Origin of the sequence: Mycobacterium sp. GA-1285 (assembly GCF_001499905.1) — a bacterium.
Taxonomy (GTDB): Bacteria; Actinomycetota; Actinomycetes; order Mycobacteriales; family Mycobacteriaceae; genus Mycobacterium.
The window spans coordinates 144,971-168,675 of record NZ_LQIS01000023.1; the positions used below are offsets into that span (position 1 = coordinate 144,971).

General features: G+C 67.3%; 20 protein-coding genes and 3 pseudogenes. 15 read left to right on the top strand and 8 right to left on the bottom strand.

What is annotated here, in order from left to right; translation table 11 throughout:
- Window positions 1-20: 20 nt before the first annotated feature.
- The 3 genes and pseudogenes from AU193_RS14445 to AU193_RS23605 form a co-directional block, all read right to left on the bottom strand.
- Window positions 21-1,538 carry an NAD(P)/FAD-dependent oxidoreductase gene (locus AU193_RS14445; RefSeq protein WP_064423039.1) on the bottom strand — a complete coding sequence of 506 codons (1,518 nt, stop codon included), beginning with the start codon at window positions 1,536-1,538 and terminating at the stop codon, window positions 21-23.
- Entirely contained in the window at window positions 1,522-2,454 is a 933-nt protein-coding gene (locus AU193_RS14450) for a hypothetical protein (RefSeq protein WP_064423040.1), read from the bottom strand. The genes AU193_RS14445 and AU193_RS14450 overlap by 17 nt, the downstream gene beginning before the upstream one ends.
- Before the next feature lie 9 nt (window positions 2,455-2,463).
- Window positions 2,464-2,759, bottom strand: a pseudogene (locus AU193_RS23605) (short-chain dehydrogenase); the annotation flags it as partial.
- 209 nt (window positions 2,760-2,968) lie between these two features.
- Between AU193_RS23605 and AU193_RS14455 the strand changes: the two are divergent.
- Genes AU193_RS14455 through AU193_RS14465 form a run of 3 tightly spaced genes read left to right on the top strand, consistent with a single transcriptional unit; the run spans window position 2,969 to window position 5,496 of the window.
- The gene (locus AU193_RS14455) at window positions 2,969-3,643 is read left to right on the top strand and encodes a hypothetical protein (protein WP_064423041.1); all 675 of its coding nucleotides are present in this window, start codon (window positions 2,969-2,971) and stop codon (window positions 3,641-3,643) included.
- A 27-nt stretch (window positions 3,644-3,670) separates the two neighbouring features.
- Window positions 3,671-5,236 carry a DNA polymerase Y family protein gene (locus AU193_RS14460; RefSeq protein ID WP_064423158.1) on the top strand — a complete coding sequence of 522 codons (1,566 nt, stop codon included), beginning with the start codon at window positions 3,671-3,673 and terminating at the stop codon, window positions 5,234-5,236.
- A gap of 29 nt (window positions 5,237-5,265) precedes the next feature.
- Window positions 5,266-5,496, top strand: coding sequence for a DUF6480 family protein (locus AU193_RS14465; protein WP_064423042.1), 231 nt, complete (start codon window positions 5,266-5,268; stop codon window positions 5,494-5,496).
- Here the strand turns inward: AU193_RS14465 and AU193_RS14470 are convergent.
- Complete coding sequence (locus tag AU193_RS14470) at window positions 5,489-6,526, bottom strand: nucleoside hydrolase (protein ID WP_064423043.1); 1,038 nt, start codon at window positions 6,524-6,526, stop codon at window positions 5,489-5,491. The two genes, AU193_RS14465 and AU193_RS14470, sit on opposite strands and share 8 nt — an antisense overlap.
- 14 nt (window positions 6,527-6,540) lie before the next feature.
- Window positions 6,541-8,526 carry an SDR family oxidoreductase gene (locus tag AU193_RS14475; RefSeq protein WP_172798307.1) on the bottom strand — a complete coding sequence of 662 codons (1,986 nt, stop codon included), beginning with the start codon at window positions 8,524-8,526 and terminating at the stop codon, window positions 6,541-6,543.
- A 55-nt stretch (window positions 8,527-8,581) separates the two neighbouring features.
- Here AU193_RS14475 and AU193_RS14480 point away from each other — a divergent pair, with 55 nt between their 5' ends.
- The 3 genes and pseudogenes from AU193_RS14480 to AU193_RS23610 all read left to right on the top strand — a co-directional run.
- Window positions 8,582-9,451 (top strand): MaoC family dehydratase, encoded by an 870-nt coding sequence (locus tag AU193_RS14480; RefSeq protein ID WP_064423159.1) that lies wholly within the window; start codon window positions 8,582-8,584, stop codon window positions 9,449-9,451.
- Window positions 9,452-9,508: 57 nt separating this feature from the next.
- Window positions 9,509-10,393: a universal stress protein gene (locus tag AU193_RS14485; protein ID WP_064423045.1), complete on the top strand. Its 885-nt coding sequence runs from the start codon at window positions 9,509-9,511 to the stop codon at window positions 10,391-10,393.
- Between the two features lie 35 nt (window positions 10,394-10,428).
- Window positions 10,429-10,576 (top strand): annotated as a pseudogene (locus tag AU193_RS23610) (hydrolase); the annotation flags it as partial.
- 48 nt (window positions 10,577-10,624) lie between these two features.
- On the opposite strand, the gene AU193_RS14490 reads toward AU193_RS23610, so the two are convergent.
- Complete coding sequence (locus AU193_RS14490; RefSeq protein WP_064423046.1) at window positions 10,625-11,845, bottom strand: serine hydrolase domain-containing protein; 1,221 nt, start codon at window positions 11,843-11,845, stop codon at window positions 10,625-10,627.
- A 727-nt stretch (window positions 11,846-12,572) separates the two neighbouring features.
- On the opposite strand from AU193_RS14490, the gene AU193_RS14495 reads away from it, so the two are divergent.
- Window positions 12,573-15,869, top strand: coding sequence for an error-prone DNA polymerase (locus tag AU193_RS14495; RefSeq protein WP_064423047.1), 3,297 nt, complete (start codon window positions 12,573-12,575; stop codon window positions 15,867-15,869).
- Window positions 15,870-15,886: 17 nt separating this feature from the next.
- Window positions 15,887-17,029: an MFS transporter gene (locus tag AU193_RS14500; protein WP_064423048.1), complete on the top strand. Its 1,143-nt coding sequence runs from the start codon at window positions 15,887-15,889 to the stop codon at window positions 17,027-17,029.
- Here the strand turns inward: AU193_RS14500 and AU193_RS14505 are convergent.
- Window positions 17,026-17,442, bottom strand: a complete 417-nt coding sequence (locus AU193_RS14505) for a TIGR03667 family PPOX class F420-dependent oxidoreductase (RefSeq protein WP_064423049.1) — start codon at window positions 17,440-17,442, stop codon at window positions 17,026-17,028. The genes AU193_RS14500 and AU193_RS14505 overlap by 4 nt on opposite strands.
- Window positions 17,443-17,464: 22 nt before the next feature.
- Between AU193_RS14505 and AU193_RS14510 the strand changes: the two genes are divergently transcribed.
- Window positions 17,465-18,103, top strand: coding sequence for a nitroreductase family protein (locus AU193_RS14510; protein WP_064423050.1), 639 nt, complete (start codon window positions 17,465-17,467; stop codon window positions 18,101-18,103).
- A gap of 3 nt (window positions 18,104-18,106) precedes the next feature.
- Here AU193_RS14510 and AU193_RS14515 read toward each other — a convergent pair whose 3' ends face one another.
- On the bottom strand, window positions 18,107-18,571 hold the full coding sequence (locus tag AU193_RS14515; protein ID WP_064423051.1) for a tRNA (cytidine(34)-2'-O)-methyltransferase: 465 nt from the start codon (window positions 18,569-18,571) through the stop codon (window positions 18,107-18,109).
- A gap of 49 nt (window positions 18,572-18,620) precedes the next feature.
- On the opposite strand from AU193_RS14515, the gene AU193_RS14520 reads away from it, so the two are divergent.
- The 6 genes and pseudogenes from AU193_RS14520 (at window position 18,621) to AU193_RS14545 (ending at window position 23,678) form a co-directional block, all read left to right on the top strand.
- A complete protein-coding gene (locus AU193_RS14520; RefSeq protein WP_064423052.1) occupies window positions 18,621-19,226 on the top strand; it encodes a bifunctional 2-polyprenyl-6-hydroxyphenol methylase/3-demethylubiquinol 3-O-methyltransferase UbiG in 606 nt (201 codons plus the stop codon).
- A gap of 175 nt (window positions 19,227-19,401) precedes the next feature.
- Window positions 19,402-21,933 (top strand): ATP-binding protein, encoded by a 2,532-nt coding sequence (locus tag AU193_RS14525; RefSeq protein WP_064423160.1) that lies wholly within the window; start codon window positions 19,402-19,404, stop codon window positions 21,931-21,933.
- Complete coding sequence (locus AU193_RS14530) at window positions 21,930-22,349, top strand: roadblock/LC7 domain-containing protein (protein WP_064423053.1); 420 nt, start codon at window positions 21,930-21,932, stop codon at window positions 22,347-22,349. The genes AU193_RS14525 and AU193_RS14530 overlap by 4 nt, the downstream gene beginning before the upstream one ends.
- A gap of 7 nt (window positions 22,350-22,356) precedes the next feature.
- On the top strand, window positions 22,357-22,728 hold the full coding sequence (locus tag AU193_RS14535; RefSeq protein WP_064423054.1) for a DUF742 domain-containing protein: 372 nt from the start codon (window positions 22,357-22,359) through the stop codon (window positions 22,726-22,728).
- On the top strand, window positions 22,709-23,302 hold the full coding sequence (locus AU193_RS14540; RefSeq protein ID WP_064423055.1) for an ATP/GTP-binding protein: 594 nt from the start codon (window positions 22,709-22,711) through the stop codon (window positions 23,300-23,302). The genes AU193_RS14535 and AU193_RS14540 overlap by 20 nt, the downstream gene beginning before the upstream one ends.
- A gap of 4 nt (window positions 23,303-23,306) precedes the next feature.
- Window positions 23,307-23,678: pseudogene (locus AU193_RS14545) on the top strand (pentapeptide repeat-containing protein).
- Window positions 23,679-23,705: the final 27 nt, after the last annotated feature.

Consider the following 23,705-nt stretch of genomic DNA (forward strand, 5'->3'; position numbering starts at 1 on the left):
GCGGATCCCGTGACGTCATCTCATGCCGACGTCGTCACCGCGGACAGGTGAGCGTCTCGCGTCACCGCGACGTAGTCGTCGAGCCGGAAGTCCCGCATCTGTCGAAGATACTGGGTGGCGAAACCCGGGTACATCGACGCGTTGAACCCGTCGGGGGTGAGATACCAGCTGGTGCAGCCCGACATCCAGGTGGTCCTGGTCAGGCGTTTCTGCAGGCGTTCGTTGTAGCGCTGCTGGATGTCGCGGCGCACGTCGAGGTAGCGCAGGTTCTCATCGAAGATTGTCGTGATCACTCGTACCGTGTAGTCGAGTTGGCCCTCGACGTACACCAGGAGCGAGTTGTGCCCGGGGCCCGAGTTTGGTCCGGTCATGAAGAACAGGTTCGGATAGCCGTGGGCGTTGACGCTCTTGTACGCCTGCGCTCCGGCCGCCCACTCATGGCTCAATGAGCGCCCGCCGATTCCGGTGACCGGGTACGGCGGACCGGTCAGATGGACGTCGTAGCCGGTGGCGAACACCACGCAGTCGAGGTGGTGCTCCACGCCGTCGCTGGTCCGGATGCCGACCGGGCTCATGGTGGCGATCGGCCAGTCGATGAGCTTGCAGTTGTCGCGTTGCAGCGCGGGGTAGTAGTCGCTGGACATCAACATCCGTTTGCAACCGGGGGTGAAGTCGGGAGTGAGCTGGCGGCGCAGCCACGGGTCCTTGACCTGCAGCCGCAGATGCGCCTTGCCCAGCTGCGCCACCAGCCCGGTGAGCGGGGTGTCCCACACCAGGGCGGTCGCGGTGAGCTCGTGGCCCCAGAACAGCGCCTGGCGTGCGATGTCCTGTGCGACAGGTACTTTTGCGAACAGCGCCTTGGCGGCCGCCGGGGTGCCGATGTCCAGCCGCGGCATCACCCAGCCGGGCGTGCGCTGGAACACCTTGACGAACTCGGCCTGCTTCACCAGTTCGGGCACGATCTGCACGGCGCTGGCCCCGGTGCCGATGACGGCCACCCGCTTGCCGGTGAAGTCATAGTCGTGATCCCAGCGCGCGCTGTGGATCTTGTGTCCCTGGTAGGTGTCGAGACCGCGGACGTCGGGCCATCGGTGATCGGGCAGCGGCCCCGAAGCCAGCACCACGGTTCGTGCCGCGAAACGCTTGCCGCCCTTGGTCTTCACGGTCCAGGTGCCTTCGCCTGCGTCGAAATGCAAGCCGTTGACGTCCATCCCGAAGCGGATGCGCCGGCGTAGGTCGAAGTCGTCGACCAGTTGCTCGATGTGCCTGCGAATCTCGTCGCCGGGGGAGTAGGACCGCGACCAGTTCGGGTTCTTCACGAACGAGAAGGAGTACAGCAGCGACGGAATGTCGCACGTCACACCGGGATACGTGTTGTCGCGCCAGGTGCCTCCGACGCGGTCGCTGCGCTCCAGGATGATCACGTCGTCGACGCCGGCCTCGGTCAGTTTGATGGCAGCACCGATGCCGGTGAAGCCGGCGCCGACGATCAGCGTGTCGTGGGTCTGCACGGAACGCTCCTTATGCCGCGGGCTCATGAGTCACTTCTTTGACCCAACTCGGCACCGACGGCAACAGCGCCCGGGGATACCGGTCGGAGAGCCACACCATGGAGTTGGCGAGCAGGTGGTAAGGGTGGCGCGGGTTGGTGACGACGCCGGCGTAACGCCGCAGGAACAGATAGGTCGGCACGCGTTTCGTGTGGCCGCCTCGGTCGCCGAGTTCCTTGAATCGCTTCACGGCTCGGTAGAGCCGCTCGGGTTCCATGCCCATCGCGGTGATCTCATTGCGGATCCTGTTGATCAGCGGGGCGCCCGTGATCGCGCCGATGATGAGACCGGGCGTCGCGTTGTGACCCACGAAGTCGATGAGCAGGCGCCGGATCTTGGCGTGCCCGATCATGTCCAGCACCTCGAAGTCGACCACGAGGTGGCGGGACTCGTCGTTGTTGATCTTCTCGAATACCTTGTGGCAGACGGGGTCGTGCACCTCGTCCAGTAGGAATTTGAGCAGCGCCCCGTCGAGGGCGACCTCGAGCATGGGGATGACCGTGCCCAGCAGCGACAGCGGCATGTCGTCGGCCCAGCGATCCAACCAGTCGATGGCCAGCCGGATGTTGACATTGGGTTCGGGGACTTCGCCGTCCTCCAGCATGCCCCACCGGTTCATGAGCGCCAGTTCGGCATTGGCGTGCCGCTGTTCCTCGGCGTGGAAGTACCGGTAGATCTCGGCGATCGTCGGTGTCGGTGCTTTCTTGGCCAGCGCGGCGAAACCGCGCGCGCCGATGTTCTCGATCCAGCACAGGTCGGCCATGAAGGCTTTCAACTGCGGCCGCTGCTCATCGGTGATGAGTTCGGCCCCCGGTGCGTCCCAGTCGATGTCGGCCAAAGCCCACTGGCGGTCCTTGATCTTGGCCAGCATCGCATCCATGTCGATTTTGGTCTGGGGGGCCATCGGATCCTCCTAAGTTGTGACACGTTTGGTCAGCCCGGCGGCGCGGGTGTACACCGTCGGGGTGAAATGTTTTATGCCCCAGCCGATCCGAGCGTCGGGTTGTGGCATGCAATAGAGGCCGCCTCGGTCGAGAGTGTCAAGGCAAGTGCGGGCCGCACGCTGCGGGGAGAAACCGGTCCAACGCATCAAGCGATCTGCCAGCTGGGTGGACTTGGGCGAAATCCTGCCTGCTTCCACGACAGCACACCCGACTTGCTCACGTTGTAAGCCGCCATACCAGGAGCCGCGCCGAAGGCTGCGGAGGCAAGAGGGCTCTTCGTTGAGCACCGCTCAAGTGCAACACCAATTGGCGACATTTGTCAATGTCAACAATTCGCAATGGCGGGATAAACGCGTCGTCAACCTCTTCTGACCGACGGAACCCGCTTGACGCTGTCGGGGGGCGGGTGTTTACTCGAGGTATCGAACAAGTGTTCGAAAAACTACTGGGTCGGATGATGCGGGAGGTGCTGTTGTGACAGCCGCCGTGAGCCTGGATCGGCGTCAGCTTACCCGTGCTGAACAGGTGGAACACCTGCGACGCAAGATTGCGGCGGTATCCAGCAAAGTGGGCGATAGCCGTCGGGGGGCGGCGCCGACGAGCGAGCCGCTTCCGGAATCGGAAACTTTGCTGCCGGTGCCCGAATCGCTGGACGGAGTCCTGTCCGCGCCGTTGCCGCGCGGGACGGTGGCGGTGGTCTCGGGTGCCCGGTCGCTGCCGCTGAGCATGGTCGCGGCGGTGACTGCGGAGGGTGGGCACGCCGCGATCGTGGGTCAACCCGATGTCGGCCTGCTGGCGGCCGTGGAGATGGGCGCCGACCTGAGCCGGATCGCGGTCATCCCCGAACCAGGCTCCGATCCGGTCGAGGTCGCCGCCGTGCTGATGGACGGGATGGATCTGGTGGTGCTCGGCCTGGGTGGGCGGTCGGTCCCGGCCACTCGCGCGCGGGCGGTGGTGGCCCGGGCCCGCCAGAAGGGTTGCACGCTGCTGGTCGTCGGTGGCGACTGGCAGGGTGCATCGGCCCGGTTGAAGGCCTCGGTGTGCGGCTACGAGATCACGGGGCAGGGACGTCCGGGATTCGGCCGCATCCGCCGAGTGCGGTTGGCCACCCGGGCCAGGGGGCGGTCCATCCGCGCGGTAGGCGGATGAGTGGCGCGCGTTCTCGCCATCTGGTGTATGGACTGGCCGGCCGTCGCCGCGGCTGCCGCGGCCTGCCTGCCCCCGACCGCCCCGGTCGCGGTGACGCTGGCCAACCGGGTCGTCGCCTGTTCGGCATCGGCCCGATCGGCGGGAGTGCGACGCGGGTTGCGTCGTCGGGAAGCACAAGCGCGGTGCCCGGAATTGCATGTGGTCGCCGCCGATCCGGCGCGCGATGCCCGCCATTTCGAAAACGTCACGATCGCGGTGGATGACTTGGTGCCGCGTGCCGAGGTGCTGCGGCCGGGCCTGCTGGTGTTGCCGGTGCGGGGCGCGGCCCGCTACTTCGGATCCGAACAAGCCGCCGCGGAGCGCTTGGTCGACGCGGTGGCCGCCGCCGGCGCCGAATGTCAGGTGGGGGTCGCCGACCAGTTGCCCACTGCGGTCTTCGCCGCGCGGGCGGGACGGATCGTCGAGCCCGGACAGGACGCGCTGTTCCTGTCAGCGCTGTCGATCCGCCAATTGGCCACCGAGCCCAGCCTGGCCGCACCCGGTCGGGAAGACCTGGCAGACCTGCTGTGGCGCATGGGGATTCGCAACATCGGACAGTTCGCTGCGCTGTCCCGCAGCGATGTGGCCTCGCGGTTCGGGGCCGACGCGGTGGCCGCGCACCAGTTCGCCCGAGGCGAGCCCACCCGTGGTCCGTCCGGGCGGGATCCCGAGCCCGAACTCGACGCCGTCATGGACTGTGATCCGCCGATCGACCGGGTGGACGCCGCCGCTTTCGCCGGACGGTCGCTGGCCGCCGACCTGCACCGCACCCTGGCCGCGTCCGGAGTGGGCTGCACCCGGCTGGCCATCCATGCCCGCACCGCCAACGGTGAAGAGCTGGAACGGGTTTGGCGTTGCGCCGAACCGCTGACCGAGGACGCCACCGCCGACCGGGTGCGCTGGCAGCTCGACGGCTGGCTGAACAGGCGCAACCCCGACGACCGGCCCACCGCGCCCATCACGGTGATTCGGTTGCGCCCGGTGGAGGTGGTGTCGGCCGAGGCGCTGCAGCTGCCGCTGTGGGGTGGGGTGGGTGAAGAGAATCGGCTGCGCGCCCGCCGCGCACTGGTGCGCGTGCAGGGTCTGCTCGGACCGGAGGCGGTGCAGGTGCCGGTGCTCAGCGGTGGCCGGGGCCCCACCGAACGCATCACGCTCACACCGCTGGGGGATGAGGCGGTGCCGCGCGCCGATCCCCGTCAGCCGTGGCCCGGCCGGCTGCCCGAACCGTCGCCGACCGTGCTGCTCGACGATCCGGTCGAGTTGTTCGACGCCGACGATCGTCCGGTGCGGGTGACCGCCCGCGGCCTGTTCTCCGCCGACCCCGTGCGGTTGGACGCGCCGGGCAAGGCCGTCACGGCGGGCAGGTTGGCCTGGTGGGCGGGACCCTGGCCGGTCGACGAGCGGTGGTGGGATCCGGAAGGTCACACGGCCGGCCGCACCGCCCGCGCACAGGTGCTGCTCGACGGTGGTTCCTCGCGCGACACCCGCCCGGGGCAGGCCCTGCTGCTGTGTTACCGGCAGCGGCGGTGGTACGTCGAAGGGATTTATGAATGACGATCGCTTGAAGGGGTATCCGCAGACCGATGACCGCCATACCGCCAGACCCCGATCCGTCCGATACGCCGGACCTCGAGCCCGGCGGCGGCGTGCCGCCCGGCTCGACACCGCCCGACTCCGATCAGACCTCGGGCGTGGGTGCGGTGGAATCGCGGCCGCGGCACCGGTGGACGCCGACGGCCGTCGTAAGCGTCATCGCGATCGCGATCTTCCTGCTGCTGTTCCTGGCCGTCGTGGTGTCGGTGTTCGTCAGCTGAGCTTTGCGGCGAACGCACCGACGCGCGCGATGAACCGGTCGAAGAACGCGCCCGGATCGACGTCGACTCCGATGAGCGCGTTGGGCTCCCGGCCCCATCGGTTGCTCCAGTCCGCGATGGTCATGCCGCGCGTCAGTGTGCCGGTCAACTCGACGTCGACGGTGGTCGGCCGGTACGTGACCAGGCCGGGGTCCAGCGCCACCGCCGCGGCCAACGGGTCGTGCAGATGTGCCAGATACCCCTCGCCCTGGTCGAAATGGAACTCGAAGTAGAACCGCATCGCGTCCTCGAGCACCGCGAGGAGCGCATTGTCCGATGCCGACCGGGTGCCACGATCATCGGACACGCTCATCGCCACCGTCGTCGCGCCGGCTTCCTCCGCGAGCCGGTTCAACAGGGCAGGCGTCATCGCGATGTGTTCGGTCAGGTTCAGCCCCAACACAATTGGAAGGTGAGCGGGCTTCTCGGCCTCCCACGCGCCTGTCCACTTGGTGAACACCTCGGCGGCGGCTTCCGGGTCCACGCTGATGTTCCACTCGGCGACGGGGGTCGTGTTACCGCGGTAGTCGAACGCGCCACCCATGATCACCAGCCGACGCAGAAGTGTCGGGAGAGCCGGTTCCGCGCGCAGCGCCAGCGCCAGGTTGGTCAGCGGGCCGACGGCGATCGCGACCAGATCACCCGGATGTGCGTGAGCGGCGCGCACCCACGCCTCCGCGGCGCCGTACTCGGTGAGCCGGCGCTCGGAGGCCGGCAGCTGTGCATACCCCATCCCTTCGGGACCGTGGGTGTCCTCCGCCGTGCGCAACGGTGAGCTGACGGGCTGCTCGGACCCTTTCGACACGGGGATGTCCGGCATCCGGCACAGGTCCAGCAGACCGAGATTGTTGCGGCAAACCTGTTGCACCGGAACGTTTCCCGCCGTCGATGCGATACCGACCACCTCGGCGTCGTCGCTGGCGAACAGGTAGGCCAACGCCATCGCGTCGTCGACGCCGGTGTCGACGTCGACGAAGACGGGCTGGCTCACCTCGCCAACGTTAGTTACCAGTGCACACCTGGTACCAGGCGCACCGCGGACTTGACCGGCCGCGGGACACGTATCGGCCGCGTGGGCTTCTTCGGGCGTCGCGGCGTCCGCGCGGTCGACGGGCGCGTCGGCACGCCGCGGGCAGCTGCAGAATCCGGATACCCGAGGTAGAGCTGGTGCAGGATCCGGCGCGAGAGCTTCGGCGTGAAGTAGTTGCCGAAGTCGGCCAGCGTGCCCAGCGGCGTGTCGATCCTGACCGGCTTGTCGATGAGGCCGCGCACCACCATTGCCGCGGCATGGTCGGCGCTGATCGCGGGGACCGGGTTGAGCCGGCGCGACGGCACGATCATCGGCGTGCGCACCAGCGGCATGTGGATGGTGGTGAACGTGATGTGGTCGGAGAGCGTCTCGGTCGCGACCACGTCGGCGAACGCGTCGAGCGCGGCCTTCGTCGGAAGGTACGAGCTGTACTTCGGATTGCGCGCCTGCACGCCGGCGCTCGACACGTTGACCACGTGACCGAACCGCCGTTCCCGCCAGTGCGGTAGCAGCGCAAGCACCATCCGCACCGCGCCGAAGTAGTTGACAGCCATCACGCGTTCGTAGTCGTGCAGACGGTCGGTGGAGGCCGTGACCGAGCGGCGAATCGAGCGGCCGGCGTTGTTCACCAGATAGTCGACGTGGTCGAAGCGGCCGAGGATGTCCTTGACGGTGCTCTCGACCGATGACGAGTCGGTGATGTCACAGGTGAACGCGTGGGCTTGACCGCCCTTGGTCCTGATCTCGGCGACCACTTCGTCGAGAGCATCGGCGTTGCGCGCCAACGCGAACACGGTCGCGCCGCGTTCGGCGATCGCGATCGCCGAAGCCCGCCCGATCCCGCTCGAAGCGCCGGTGACGATGACGTGCCTGCCGACCAGCGGACCGGCCGGATCGTCGCGCCGTGCGCGGTCGGGGTCGAGGTGTTCGGCCCAATAGCGCCACAGCGCCGGGGCGTAGTCGGCGAAATCCGGGACCGCGATTTCGTTGTCGCGCAACGCTTCTGAGGTTCGTTCGGCGGTGAAGGTCGGCATCAGGTCGATTACGTCGAGAATCTCGGCGGGCAGCCCGAGTTGAGTGGCCACCATATTGCGCACCGCCTTCACGCGGCCCGTGGCTCTCAGCAAAGGCGTCGCGGTGGAGCGTGGGAGGGACGCGCGAAGCGGCGGAAGTCCGGCGGTCTTGGCGACGGAGCGGTAGATGCCGCGCAGCCCAATCGTTTTCGGTGCGGTCAAGTGGAACGTCTCACCGTCACGGTCAGGCAGGTGCATCAGGGCGACGAGCGCGTCGGCCACATAATCGACCGGGACGAGGTTGGTGCGGCCCGTGTCGGGCAGGGCCATCGGCGTGATCGAGGGCAACGTGGCCAACTTCGCGAGGATCGGGAAGAAGTAGTAGGGGCCGTGGACCTTCTCCATCTCGCCGGTGCGCGAATCGCCGACGACGACGGCGGGCCGGTACACCCGGTACCGCAACCCCGGCGTCGTGCGTATCAGTTGTTCGGCCTCGAACTTGGTGCGGTGATACGGCGTCGGGAGTACTTGGTCGACGTCGAAGTCGTCCTCGGTGAACTCGCCGCGGAAGGCGCCGGCCACGGCGATCGAGGACACGTGGTGCAGTGTCGCGCCGAGCCGCAGCGCCAGGTCGACGACCGCGCGGGTCCCCTCGACGTTGGCGGCACGCTGGTCGGCGTCGGAGGCGGTGATGTCGTAGACGGCGCCGCAGTGCACGACGTGGTCGACGACCCCGAGGTCGTCCGGCTTCAGCCCCAGTTGCGGTTCGCAAAGGTCGCCGACCAGCGGTTTCGCCCGCTCTCCCCAGGTGGCGGCCAGTCGCTCGAACCGGGGCAACGAGCTCCGTCGCACCAGCACGTGCACCTCGGCATCGCTGCTTCGGGCCAACAACCGCGTCACCACCCGCCGGCCGATGAACCCGGTACCGCCGGTAACGACATAGCGCATGCGAGCCATCGTGGACCTCCACGGCCAAGGCGTCAATGCCGATATCGTTCGAGGTATGCCTCTCGACCCCAACGCCATAGGCGCCAAGACGGACCCGCAACTGTTCGAGTGGACCGACCGCGACACGCTGCTGTACGCGCTGGGCGTCGGCGCGGGCACCGCCGATCTGGCGTTCACCACGGAGAACAGCCACGGCATCGAGCAACAGGTGCTGCCGACCTACGCGGTGATCGCCTGCCTGCCGTTCGCGGCGGCGGCCCTGATCGGTTCGTTCAACTTCGCGATGCTGCTACACGGTTCGCAGGGGATCCGGTTGTATGAACCGCTGAAACCGGCCGGCAAGCTCAGCGTGGTGGCCGAGGTCGCCGACATCCAGGACAAGGGTGAGGGCAAGAACGCGATCGTCATGCTCAAGGCGACGGGTACCGACCCCGACACGTCGAATGTCGTCGCCGAGACCTTCACCACCGCGGTCATCCGCGGGGAGGGCGGCTTCGGCGGGCAACCGGGGCAGCGGCCGCCCGCTCCGGAAATCCCCGACCGGGAACCGGACGCCCGAATCGCCTTGCCCACGCGTGAAGACCAAGCGTTGATCTACCGGTTGTCGGGTGACCGCAACCCGTTGCACAGCGATCCGTGGTTCGCGCGGGAACTCGCCGGCTTCCCGAAGCCGATCCTGCACGGGCTGTGCAGCTACGGGGTGGCAGGTCGCGCGCTTGTCGCCGAACTCGGTGGCGGCGACGCAACTAAGGTCAGCGCCATCGACGCCCGGTTCACGTCGCCGGTGTTTCCGGGGGAGACGCTGACCACGTCGATCTGGCGGACCGAGGCGGGCCGGGCGGTGTTCCGAACGGAGGCGGCCGAACCCGACGGCTCGAACTCGCGCCTCGTTCTCGAGGACGGCGCCGCCGAGTATCGCGACTGACGCACAATTGGTCGATCCGCGGGCGTCCGCTGCTTCAGATTGAAAGGATGATCGACCATGAGGCTCGTCGTCGGATATCTGGCCACTCCCGGTGGCGCGGATGCGCTGGCGCTCGGTGTGCGGTTCGCCCGAACGCTCGGCGCCGACCTCGACGTGTGCATGGTGCTGCCGCCGGACCGGGTGGTGCCATCGATCAAGCCGGTGGGAGATTTCGAGAAGTACCTCGTCGCGCAGGCAGAACAGTGGTTGGAACAGGCTCGCGCGTTGGTGCCAGACGACATCGTCGTGCGCAGTCACGTCCGCATCGACGACTCGCCCGCTGACGGGCTGATCCAGGAAGCGGCGCGCGTCGAGGCGGACATGATCGTCGTCGGTGGATCCGGTGGCCTGGTGGGCAGCTACTCGCTGGGTTCGACGGTCAACGGCCTGTTGCACTCGGCTCCGTTGCCGGTCGCCGTGGCGCCCCGGGGTACGAGGAATTCACCTGTCGACCGCGCCCGCGAAGCGACGTGTGCGATCGGCGAGCGCGAAGGCGCAGATGTGTTGTTGGACATGGCCGTTCGGTACAGCCGGGCGGCGGGGATGCCGCTGCGTCTGGTGTCCCTGGTGGCCCTGGACCCGACGTTCAGTACGCTCCGTGGAGACGGTGAAGCGTTACGGGAGCGGGCGCGTGCCCATGCGCGCCACGTCCATGAGATGGCGAAATCCGAGCTCCCGCAGGACTTTCCGGTGACCTCGATGATCGTGGAAGGTCGCACGATCGAGGAGGCGGTAGGCAAACTGGACTGGCAGGACGGTGACCTGATCATGGTCGGGTCGAGCCGGCTCAGTGCGCCACGACGGCTGTTCCTCGGATCGAAGGCGGCCAAGATGTTGCGGGTGCTCGACGTGCCGATGGTGGTGGTGCCGCGCGACCAGCTCGGCCCCGACGACCTGCCCTAGACGCCCGGGCGATGTTCTCAGATACGCGGTACGCGGCATTAGGCATCGAAGTACGCGCAGGGTTGCATACAGGTGAGTGCGAGGTGCGCGGTCATGATATCGGGGGCTGGAGTTCGGGAACACGACACCCATCAACTGAAAGGCGTGCCCGGTGAGTGGCGGCTCTTCGTAGTCACTGGCTAAGACGGTTGGAGGCGACCGCGGCCCTCACTCACCCGGTTGGCTTGACTTTCACATCTGAGGCCTTGCCCCGAGCACGTCGCGAAACAGCGCTTGCCGAAGGGCGAGTTCTCTCGGATCGCTGACCAAATGGAAACCCAACTTGTTGGTCACGTAGGCGAAGCCGGTGCCGGTGTCTGGGTCTGCGAAACCGAACGAGCCGCCCGCTCCGGCTGTACCGAATGCGTGGTCGGTCGAGCCGAAGACGCAGAGGCGCGCTGGCTTCAGGAAGCCAAGCGACCAACACGTATCCACGTGTAATAGTTTGTCGCGCAAGCCGTGTGTCGGTGGCACCGCGGACGCTTTCAAAGCGTCGAGAGTCGTTGATGATAATCCAATTCCAGAACCGCCAGCGGCGGCGTCGCCGTACAGCCGTGCAATCGAACGCGCTGTTCCATGGCCGTTCCCTGCGGGCATCTCCCCGGTACGCAGGTCTTCCCGGTTGAAATCGAAGCCCTTGACGCCCGGCGGCTTGCTGGAGCGTGCAGTCAGGCTGCGCGGGTTCATCATTGCGAGCGCAAAGCGTGCGGGCAACGTGTGGAGGTGGAACAACATCTGGGCGGCGGACCATCCGTGTACGTGCGCCACGCGGCCGCGGTCGAAAGATGATGGAAGCCCGATGTAGAAATCTAATCCGAGCGGTTGGGCTACCTCCTCGGTGAAAAACTGGCCGAGCGTCCGTCCCGCGGGATCGGTGCGCCGCATCAGTTCACTCAGATACGGTCCTAGTCCCCACGGGTGATAGCCGCGTCGGGTCCCCGGAGGCCAGGCAGGTGCCTGCGCAGCCAGCGTCGCCGATATCTTGGCAGGAACGGTGTAATCGTCGAGCGTCAACGGCGCGCGGATCACCGCCAGCCCTGCTTGATAGGAAAGCAGTTGTCGCACCGTGACAGATTCCTTGCCGCTCTGGGCGAACTCCGGCCAATACTCCGCCACTCGCGCGTCATACGACAGATAACCCCGTGAGACAGCCAGCGCCATCGTCAAGGCGGCGACCCCTTTGGTCGTCGAGAACACGATCACGACGGTGTCGTGCTCCCACGGCGCTCGAGTGATTCCGTTCCGGTAGCCACCCCACAGATCGACGACCTTGCGGCCGTCCCGATAAGACGCGACGGCGGCACCGATCTCTCTTCCATCGCTGAGATTGCGGCGAAATGCGTCAGCGACCTTGCCGTAGCCCTCATCGACATCGCCGGCCATCGGGTCAGGTGAAGACTTCACTTTTGCCATGCCTTCGCTCCTCCGCTGCTCAGCGGACGTCGGGCTTTGGTAACGCTATCGCGCGGATGCTAACTGCATTGCCGCCGGTCAGGGAGCACATTTAACAAAGCCTTGTATTGGGGCGCGCTGCCAAAGCGGTAGGAAAGGGGCCGACAGAATCACTGCGCACTCGATGATCTCGAAAGCCGCGAAGCATTGTTCCTCCGCATCCGGCGCGTCAACGCGTGGCGACTTCGTCGTCGCCTCGAGATAGGACCGAATCAGAACGGAGGCGGGTTTTCATCGATTGACGCTTGCGGCGTGAGCGGGAAACCGCTCCTTTACATTCCCATACGGCGGAATTGTCGAGCAGGAGCTGGTTGGGCTGACGCTCCGCTTCGATTGCTTCGGCGCGATTCTATTCGCGAGTTCGCTTGCGGGGCAGCATCATCAAGCTCCGAACCGCGTCATCGAAGAGGTCGACCTCGGGGTCGACGATTGCGGGCGCTGTAGGTCGGCACAGCGACGGGAACAGCAGCCAGCTGCCTGGATCGGTCGTGTGCTCTTGCCCGGCAGGTTAGGCCCAGTCGACACTGCCGTCGGGATGTTGTCGGTCGCGCCAGCCGAGGGCATCTTGAAGAGATGGTGAGTTCGGCACAGGTACTTGAGGTTGGACGCTTGCGTGGCGCCCAGGATAGCCTTTTGGCGAGTTTCCGGCATCATGAGCTTTCGAACACAAGTTCGATACACTGCAGGTATGGGCTGGCATACCGGGCCGCCGAGCTGGGCGGAAATGGAGCGGGTGCTGAACGGCAAACCGCGCCGCGCCGGTGCTTGGCCGATCGACGAGCAGATCGGCGACGGCGGCGACAGCCCCGCCTGGTCCAGCAAGCGCGGCGAGTACCAACCTCTCGACGTCGAGCGGCCGACGTCGACGGTTCCGTACGCCGAACTGCACGCGCATTCGGCCTACAGCTTCCTCGACGGCGCCAGCACCCCGGAGGAACTGGTCGAGGAAGCGGTCCGACTGGATCTGCGCGCGATCGCGCTGACCGACCACGACGGGCTCTACGGAGTGGTGCGCTTCGCCGAGGCCGCCAAGGAACTGGAGATGTCGACGGTGTTCGGCGCCGAGCTGTCCCTCGGCGGCGGTGACCGGACCGAAGACCCCGACCCACCCGGCCCGCATCTGCTGGTGCTGGCGCGCGGCCCCGAGGGCTACCGGCGGCTGTCCCGCGAACTCGCCAAGGCTCATTTGGCCGGCGGCGAGAAGGGCAAGCTGCACTACGACTACGACGCGTTGACCGAGGCGGCCGGTGGGCACTGGCACATCCTCACCGGCTGCCGCAAAGGCCATGTCCGACAGGCACTTTCCAAAGGCGGACCCGAGGCGGCCGGTCATGCGCTCGCTGATCTGGTCGACCGCTTCGGCCGCGACCGGGTCAGCGTCGAACTCACCCACCACGGACACCCCTGCGACGACGAACGCAACGCCGCCCTGGCCGAGCTGGCACCCCGGTTCGGTCTGGGCGTGGTCGCGACCACCGCCGCGCATTTCGCCGAACCGTCACGGGGCCGGCTGGCCATGGCGATGGGGGCGATCCGCGCCCGGCACTCGATGGACGACGCCGCCGGTTACCTGGCCCCGTTGGGTGGTTCGCATCTGCGGTCAGGCGTCGAGATGGCCCGACTGTTCGCCGACCGGCCCGAGGTGGTGACCGCCGCGGCCGATCTCGCCGAGCAGTGCGCGTTCGGGCTCGCGCTGATCGCACCGCAGTTGCCGCCGTTCGACGTCCCCGGCGGCCACACCGAGGACAGCTGGCTGCGCCATCTGGTGATGGAGGGCGCAGGCCGACGGTACGGGCCGCCGCAGCGGGCGCCCCAGGCATACGCGCAGATCGAACACGAGCTGAAAGTCATCGAGCAGCTGACCTTCCCGGGCTACTTTCTGGTGGTCCACGACATCACCCGGTTCTGCAAGGAGAACGGCATCCTGGCCCAGGGCAGGGGATCGGCCGCCAATTCCGCGGTCTGCTACGCGCTCGGTGTCACCAACGTGGACCCGGTCGCCAATGAGTTGCTGTTCGAACGGTTCCTGTCCCCGGCGCGCGACGGCCCACCGGACATCGACATCGACATTGAATCGGACCTGCGGGAGAAGGCGATTCAATACGTCTACGACCGCTACGGCCGCGACTACGCCGCGCAGGTCGCCAACGTCATCACCTACCGCGGCCGCAGCGCGGTGCGCGATATGGCTCGCGCGCTGGGCTTCTCGCAAGGTCAGCAGGACGCCTGGAGCAAACAACTCGGCCAGTGGGGCAACCTCGCCGACGCCCCGCACACCGAGGATATCCCCGAGCCGGTGGTCGACCTGGCCAAGCAGATCTCCAACCTGCCCCGGCACATGGGCATCCACTCCGGCGGGATGGTCATCTGCGATCGGCCCATCGCCGACGTGTGCCCGGTCGAATGGGCCCGCATGGAGAACCGCAGCGTGCTGCAGTGGGACAAAGACGATTGCGCGGCAATCGGTTTGGTGAAGTTCGACATGCTCGGTCTCGGCATGCTCTCGGCGCTGCACTACTGCATCGACCTGGTGCGCGAACACAAGGGTATCGACGTTGACCTGGCGAAACTGGACCTGTCCGAGCCCGCCGTGTACGAGATGCTGCAGAAAGCCGACTCCGTCGGGGTGTTCCAGGTGGAGTCGCGCGCCCAGATGGCCACCCTGCCGCGGCTCAAGCCCCGCGTGTTCTACGACCTGGTCGTCGAGGTGGCACTCATCCGGCCCGGCCCCATCCAGGGCGGGTCGGTGCATCCATACATCAAGCGGCGCAACGGAGAAGAACCCGTCACCTACGACCACCCGTCGATGGAGCCGGCGTTGCACAAGACGCTGGGCGTGCCGCTGTTTCAGGAACAGCTCATGCAGCTCGCGGTGGACTGCGCCGGATTCTCCGCCGCCGAAGCCGACCAGCTTCGCCGCGCGATGGGATCCAAGCGGTCGACCGAACGGATGCACCGGCTGCGGGGCAGGTTCTACGACGGTATGCGCCAGCGTCACGGCATCACCGGCGAAGTCGCCGACCGCATCTACGAGAAACTGGAGGCTTTCGCGAATTTCGGTTTCCCCGAAAGTCATTCGTTGAGCTTCGCGTCACTGGTGTTCTACTCCTCGTGGTTCAAATTGCATCACCCCGCCGCGTTCTGCGCCGCGCTGCTGCGGGCGCAGCCGATGGGCTTCTACTCACCGCAGACCCTGGTGGCCGACGCCCGTAGACACGGCGTCACCGTGCACGGGCCGGACGTCAACGCCAGCCTGGCGCACGCGACCCTGGAAAACGCGGGTACCGAGGTGCGGCTGGGCCTGGGGGCTGTCCGGCACATCGGCGACGAACTGGCCGAGCAGGTCGTCGAGGAGCGAAATGCCAACGGCGCGTTCACTTCTCTGCTGGATCTGACGCAGCGGGTGCAGCTGTCGGTGCCGCAGACCGAGGCGCTGGCCACCGCGGGGGCGCTGGGTTGCTTCGGCATCACCCGGCGCGAAGGGTTGTGGGCGGCGGGCGCGGCCGCCGGCCAACGACCTGACCGACTGCCGGGAGTGGGCGCCTCGTCGCACATTCCCTCACTGCCGGGTATGACGGACCTCGAGCTCGCCGCCGCCGACGTGTGGGCCACCGGCGTCTCACCCGACAGCTATCCGACGCAGTTCCTCCGTGAGGATCTCGACGCCCTCGGGGTCATCCCGGCGAGCCGCCTGCTCGACGTGCCGGACGGCACCCGCGTGCTGGTGGCCGGGGCGGTGACACACCGGCAGCGGCCGGCGACCGCGCAAGGGGCGACGTTCCTCAACCTCGAGGACGAGACCGGAATGGTCAACGTCATCTGCTCGCGCGGGGTGTGGGCGCGGCATCGCAAGTTGGCGCAGACGGCTCCGGCACTGCTGATCCGCGGTCAGGTGCAGAACGCCACCGGGGCCGTCACCGTCGTCGCCGAGCGGATGGGCAAGCTCACGTTGGCGGTTACCTCCAAATCTCGCGACTTCCGCTAGCCCGCTACGGTTGAGCGGTGCAGCGACCCGTCTACCTCCTCGTCGGTGCGGGCACCGCGCTGATCGCCTGCTGCTACGGCTTCGGACGGTTCTCCTACGGACTGTTCGCGCCGGTGTTCGGCGAGACCTTCGGCCTGAGCTCGACCGTCGCCGGGGTGATCGGCGCGGGAAGCTACATCGGCTACTGCGCGGCGATCACCGCCAGCCTGCTGCTGACCGACCGCATCGGCGCACGACGGGTCGCGGTTGCCGCCGGAGTCGTTGCGACACTGGGTATTTCGATCATCGCGGTGGCGCCTTCGGCGGCGGTACTCGCGATAGGGGTGCTGGTCGCCGGGTGTAGCACCGGCATCGTCTCACCTCCGCTGGCCGCAGCGGTCGCCGAACACGTGCCGCCGAACACGGCGGAACGCGCGCAGACCGTGGTCAACGGGGGCACTGGAATCGGTGTGGTGCTGTCGGCGCCGATCGCGTTGCTGTTGCTGAGTCACTGGCGGGCCGCGTGGGTGGTGTACGCCCTGGTGTCGGCGGGGGTGACGATCTGGGTGTTCCTCGCCGTGCCGACCTCCTCGCAGCGGGCCGCGAGACGGGTCGAACCACTCTGGCGCCCAGGCACATTCGGCTTGCTGCTGGCGTCCTTGCTGACGGGCGTCGGCAGCGTTGCGGTGTGGACGTTCGGCCGCGACCTGATCACCACGGTGGGCGGCGCCGACGCCGCTCGCTCGTCGTTGTTGTGGATCGTCATCGGCGCAGCGGGCATCGCGGGGGCGTTCGCGGGTGATGCTGTGCAGCGGGTCGGATTGCACTGGGCCTGGGTCGGCGCGACCGTCGCGATGGCCTGCGCGACGGCGTTGTTGGCCGCCGCCCCGTCGAACCTCGGTGTCATCGTCGGTGCCGCCACGCTGTTCGGGGCCGCCTACATCGCCTTGACCGGTTTGGCGTTGCTGTGGGGCGCACGGCTGTATCCCGACAGCACCTCGACCGGGGTCGGGCTGTCGTTCTTCACGCTCGCGGCCGGTCAAGCCTTGGGTGCCCCCGCGGCCGGTGCTCTCATCGACTCCGTCGGCGGGCGAATCGCGTTCGTGGCGATCGCCGCCGTCGGGCTGTGTGCCCTAGTGGTGCGCCCGGCGAAAACCGCTCCGGCGCACGCGGTTCGCTAACCCTCGGTCGGTGTGGTCCAGACCTTGTCGATGCTGATCTTCAGCCGCGTGTCGTAAGCGGAGAGGAACTCGTCGGTGAAGCCGAGACTTGCCGCGTATTCGACGTATTTCGCGCGATACCGTTCGTCCTGCAGCGGATTCGCGTTCTCGGCATCGACGGTTGCGGTTCCGCCGACGACGATGATCCCGCCGCCGTTCCCGTCGGAGTCCAGGTTCAGGCTGACGCGCGGATGCGCCCTGATGTGCCTGACCTTGCCGGCACCGGGTTCGCTGTAGACGAACACGTCGGTGCCGTCGAAGCAGAACCACACCAAGCGGGGCACCGGCTGTCCCGACTTGGCCACTGTGGTCAACCAGCCATGCTTGTCGGCGGAGAGCCTGTCGATGACCTCTTGGGTGAGATTGACTGCCATGAAGCGAATGTAGTCTCGAAAAATGACTTTGAACCTGTCCGTCGACGAAGTCCTGACCACCACTCGTTCGGTGCGCAAACGGCTGGATCTCGAGAAGCCGGTACCACGCGAGGTGCTAATGGAGTGTCTCGAGATTGCTGTGCAGGCGCCGACGGGCTCGAATGCTCAGGGCTGGCAATGGGTTTTCGTCGACGACCCGGCCAAGAAGAAGGCACTTGCCGACATCTATCGACACAATGCGACGCCGTACCTCGATGCGCCCAAGCCGACCTACGGCGATGAGCGCGACGAGCAACGCCCGCGGGTCACCGATTCCGCGAAATACCTCAACGATCACCTGCACGAGGTGCCCGTGATGCTCGTTCCATGCCTGGCCGGCAGCCCGCAGGACGCGGTGGCGGGAAGCGCGGGGTTCTGGGGCTCGCTGCTTCCCGCGGTGTGGAGCTACATGCTCGCGCTGCGTTCGCGCGGCCTCGGCTCGGCGTGGACGACCTTGCATCTGGTCGGCAAGGGCGAGCAGCTGGCCGCGGAGGTCTTGGGCATTCCATTCGACGAGTACCGCCAGGGCGGGCTGTTCCCGATCGCCTACACCAAGGGCACCGACTTCCGCCCCGCCAAGCGGCTACCCGTCGAGCAGGTCGCCCACTTCAATTCGTGGTGACACTCAGAGCGCGCCGCTGAACCCGTGCTGACGCCACGCCTCGTACACCGCGACCGCGGCCGCGTTGGACAGGTTCAGTGAGCGCCTGCCGGGCAGCATCGGTATCCGCAGTTGCGCGGTGATGTGCGGGTCGCCCAGCGTCGCGTCGTCGAGACCGGTGGGCTCCGGTCCGAACATCAGCACGTCGCCCGGTCGGTACTCGATGTCGGTGAACGACGTCGTCGCGTGCGCGGTGAACGCGAAGACCCGCTCGGGCGCCATCGCGGTCCACGCGCTGGCCAGGTCGCGGTGAACGGTCACCGACGCCAGGTCGTGATAATCCAGGCCGGCCCGGCGCAGCTTGGGCTCGGACAGGTCGAATCCCATCGGCTCCACCAGATGCAGTTCGCAGCCGGTGGCCGCCACCATCCGGATCGCGTTGCCCGTATTGGGCGCGATGCGCGGCGAGTAGAACATCAGCTTGAACAACGACGACCTCTCGGTGGGGCAGCGCTTCGGGCCAAGGGATAATGCTCGCATGGTCGCGCAGAGCCTCTGGATGCAGAAGGTGGCCGCCGATCCTGGCCATTCCCACTGGTATATCGAGCGCTTCCGCGCGATGGCGCGAGCCGGTGACGATCTGGCGGGCGAGGCGCGCCTGGTCGACGCGTTGGCTCCCCGCGGCGCCCACATCCTCGATGCCGGCTGCGGACCGGGCCGGCTGGGTGGCCATCTCGCCGCGGCCGGTCATCGCGTCGTCGGCGTCGACGTCGACCCCGCGCTGATCGAGGCGGCCGAACAGGACCATCCCGGCCCGCAGTGGCTCGTCGGCGACCTGGCCGAACTCGACCTGCCCGCCCGCGGCATCGCCGAAGGATTCGATGTCATCCTGTCGGCGGGCAACGTCATGACCTTCCTGGCGCCGAGCACCCGGGGTGAGGTGCTCACCCGGATGCGTGCCCATCTCAAGGACGACGGGCGGGCGGTGATCGGCTTCGGCGCCGGCCGCGACTACGCGTTCGCCGACTTTCTCGCCGACGCCTCGAACGCCGGACTCGCGCAGGATCTGCTGTTGTCCACGTGGGATCTGCGGCCGTTCACCGAGCACTCCGACTTCCTGGTCGCGATCCTTCGCCCTGCGTAGCCGGCGGGGCGCGCCCACCGCCTTCGACCTGCGATTATGAACTCTGTCCGTTCAGTAAGAATGGTGGATTCGGCCGCACATCGCTGGCATACTCGTCCAATTGCCAGGGCCGGAACGCGCCCGCCGGGTGGGCAGATCAGAAATCAGTGGGAAGTTTCCGAACGGACGTATGCCGATGAGCGTGTTCTCCCAACCCCAGCAGTCCGACGGCGCGCTGATCGACTTCGAACGCGAACCGCAGCGACCGGTCAAGCGGCCGTCGCGGTGGGCACTGTCCAATTGGCCGGTCCGGTGGAAGGTGTTCGCGATCGTCTTGGTGCCGTTGATCGTGGCCGGGACGTTCGGCGGCTTACGCATCCACAACGACGTGACCGCGGAAACCGAGCTGCGGCGCGCCGCCGATCGCGCCGAAATGGTGTCCGCGATCGAGAAATACATGGCCGGGTTGGAAACCGCGATGCTGGCCACCTCGACCAACGGGGACATGCAGGCTGCGCTGTCCCGCTTCGACAGCAACCGTCGTGAGCTCCAGCTCCGGATGGCGGCGACCGACGTCGCACCCGACGTCGGCCAGGGCATCACCGCCATGATCAACGACGGTCAGGCGTTGATGGACAAGATCACCTCGAACAGCATCGGTCTGCGCGACAGCATTCAGGCGTACGCGCTGCTGCTGTTGCCCGCCCAGGATGCGGTGACCGGCTCGGTCCGCGTCGACGACGAACGCATCCGCGCGGAGACGGTCGGTCTAGCCCGGGCGATCGGGGCGCGCGGCCAGATGACGATGCTGACGCTTGCCCTCACCCGCGGCGCGGAGCTGCCCGAGCCCGAGTTACGCACCGCGGTGATCGCGCTCGCCGGCACCGAGCCGTCGACGCTGTTCGGTATGAACCAGGTGCTCGGAGTCGGATCGCCCGACGCCGAGAAGCTGCAGGCCGAGTTCGTCAAGCGGATGGCGCTGATGACAGATCCGGCGGTGCCACTGGTCAACAACCCCGAACTGCTGCGGTCGGTGGCCGCGACCGATCAGATCGCCCGCCAGATCATCGAGCAGACCACCGAGGCGGTCACCTCGGCCGTCCGTGATCGAGCCGATGCCCAGCGCACCACCCTGATCCGCGACGCGGTCGTCGTCGGTGTGTCGATGCTGCTCGCCCTGATCATCGTGATCGTGGTGGCGCGCACGCTGGTGCGACCGCTTCGGCGGCTACGGGACAGCGCGCTCAAGGTCGCCCACGAAGACCTCGGCGCGGAGATCGAGCGGGTGCGTGCCGGTGGCGACGCCTCCCAGATCACGCCGATCCCGGTGCACACGACCGAAGAGGTGGGGCAGGTCGCGCATGCCGTCGACGAACTCCACGAGCAGGCCGTCTTCCTCGCCGCCGAACAGTCGCGGTTGCAGTCGCAGATCGGCGACATGTTCGAGACGCTCTCGCGGCGCAGCCGCTCGCTGGTCGACCAGCAGCTGGCATTGATCGACCGCCTGGAGCGCAACGAGGAGGACCCCGAACGGTTGGAGAACCTGTTCCGGCTGGACCACCTGGCCGCCCGGATGCGCCGCAACGGCGCGAACCTGCTGGTGCTGTCGGGCGCGAAAGTGCCGCGCGAACAGGCTGAGCCGGTTCCGGTTTCGGCGGTGATCAACGCCGCGGCCTCCGAGGTCGAGGACTACACCCGGGTCGTCACCGCGACCGTTCCCGACAGTGAGGTCGTCGGCGCGGTCGCCGGCGACCTGGTCCACCTGCTCGCCGAACTGCTCGACAACGCGCTGCGCTATTCCCCGCCGATCTCGCAGGTGCGGGTGTCGGCCGTACACACCGCCAACGGCGGACTGGTCATCGAGGTTTGTGACATCGGGCTCGGCATGACCGAGTCGGACCTGCGGGTGGCCAACACCCGCCTGCAGTCGGGCGGACAGGTCGATCCGTACACCGCGCGGCACATGGGGTTGTTCGTGGTCGGTCGCCTCGCCGCGCAGCACGGGCTGGTGGTCCGGTTGCGTTCGACCATCCGTGACGAGCCGGATTCGGGCACCACCGCGGGTGTCTACGTGCCGGCGGAGTTGCTGAGGCGACCCGGGGAGCCGCACCAGTTCAGCGCTCCCGAATACGCCACGCCTGCCGATGCCCATGCGGGGATCGCGACGGCGCTGGCGCTCGACGAGGATCACGCGGACCCCGAGTACGACGAAGGGTTCTTGCCGAAGCGCGATCCCGGCGCCAGCGGTATCGCGGCCATCCCGGAAGAACCGGTTGAGGAACGCGAGCCGGAACCGACCGGCCGGCCGACAGACACCTCGAGTTTCTTTGCGGCGCGGGCCCAGGCGACGGAGCCGGCCGATGCCGACGACTCGATCTACCAGAGCATGCTTTCGGAGTGGCTCGTCGACCCGACGGAACTCGCCAACAGCGAGGACCTGAACTGGAAATCGGTCTGGGACCATGGCTGGTCGGCAGCCGCCGCCGCCGACGAGACCCCGGTCACGGAAACCACCGACGAGGGCCTTCCGGTGCGCACCCCCGGCGCCCGCCTCGTGCCGGGCGCCGCGAAGACCGCCGAGGTAGCATCGGCGGCTGTGTTCGGCACTGAGCCGGGGACCCCGCAGCGGGATCCGGAGGCCGTCCGCGCCAGCATCAGCAGCCACTTCGGTGGGGTGCACGCCGGCCGCTCGCACGCACGAGAGACCAGAGGAACCGATATCGAATGACCCACGCGCCGCAATCAACGCAGCGTGATTCGCTCGACTGGCTGGTGTCCAAATTCGCTCGCGAGGTGTCAGGGGTGACCCACGCCGTGCTGGTATCGGCCGACGGGCTGCTGATGGCGGCCAGTGAACACATCCCCACCGAGCGGGCCGACCAACTCGCGGCGGTGGCCTCTGGACTTGCGAGCCTGTCCACGGGTGCGGCGCAACTGCTCGACGGGGGCCACGTGTTGCAGTCGGTGGTCGAGATGGAGAACGGCTACCTGCTGCTGATGCGGGTCGGCGACGGTTCGAACCTGGCCACCCTGGCGGCACGCAACTGCAACATCGGCCAAATCGGTTACGAGATGGCGGTTTTGGTCGAGCGGGTAGGCACCGTCGTCCAGTCGGCACGACGGCGCGCATCCCAGCATTCGTGAGCCGCCGATGGACCAGTGGGAGGGCGACGTCACGGCCGAGCCGAGCCTGGTCCGGCCCTACATCCTGACCGCGGGCCGTACCGACTCGCGCGTGCGGCTACCGCTGGAAGCGCCGATCGAGACGCTCGGCTCGGCCACATCGCCGCGCTGGCCGGGTAACGACGTACGCGGGCAGATCGTGGCGATGTGCGTCGACCACCCGTCGGTTGCCGAGATCGCCGTGAAGTTGTCGCTGCCGCTCGGCGTGGCGCGGGTACTCATCGGGGATCTCGTGACGCAGGGTTATGTGGCGGTCGGTTGCACACTGGGCGAGTCGACCGACGTCGACGAAAGACGTGAGCTGATGGGAAGGACACTGCGTGGCCTCAAGGCACTCTGAGGAACGCCGAGCGCCGCACACATCGCGGCAGCCGACTTCTTCGAAGATCGTCATCTCCGGCGGCTTCGGCGCCGGCAAGACGACGTTCGTCGGCGCGGTCTCCGAGATCATGCCGCTGCGGACCGAGGCGTTGGTGACCACCGCCTCGGCGGGCGTCGACGGCCTGGAAGCCACACCCCAGAAGAACACCACGACGGTGGCGATGGACTTCGGTCGCATCACCCTGGCCGACGACCTGGTGTTATATCTGTTCGGCACTCCCGGTCAGCGCAGGTTCTGGTTCATGTGGGACGACCTCGTCCGCGGGGCGATCGGAGCCATCATCCTGGTCGACGTGCGACGTCTGCAGGACAGCTTCGCCGCGGTCGACTTCTTCGAGGCGCGCAACCTGCCGTTCCTCGTCGCGATCAATCAGTTCGACGGTGCGCCAAGGCATCCCGCCGCCGCAGTGCGTAAGGCGTTGGCGCTTTCCGAGCACATTCGGGTGATCACTGTCGACGCGCGTGATCGGCAGTCCGCCAAGGCGGCCTTGATCGCGATCACCGAGTACGCGCTCGCCAGCCTGCCTGGTTGACCGAGTGTACCCCGACGAAAGACACTGGAGCGACGAGGAATTCACCGGCCGTGACTTTCGCGACGAATGTAATTCCGCGGAGTCGACCTCACCGAGTCGAAGCATGCCGGTTCGGCGTTCCGGCACTGCAGGTTCGAGCGGGCGATCCTGCAACCACAGCTCGTTTCGGCAGTCCAGCATGCTGGGGTCGGTGTTCAACGAAAGCCGGCTGCGGCCGATCACACCGGTTGACGCCGATCTGCGCAAGGCGGTGTTGCGCGGCGCCAGGACCGATGCGTCGCTGTGGACCACCGCGAGCCTGACCGGCGTGAGGATCGACGTCGATCAGGCTCAGGCCTTCGCCGCAGCGCACGGACTTGACATTCACGCGGAATGACTCCGCGCCAATAGCACCGAAATCGGC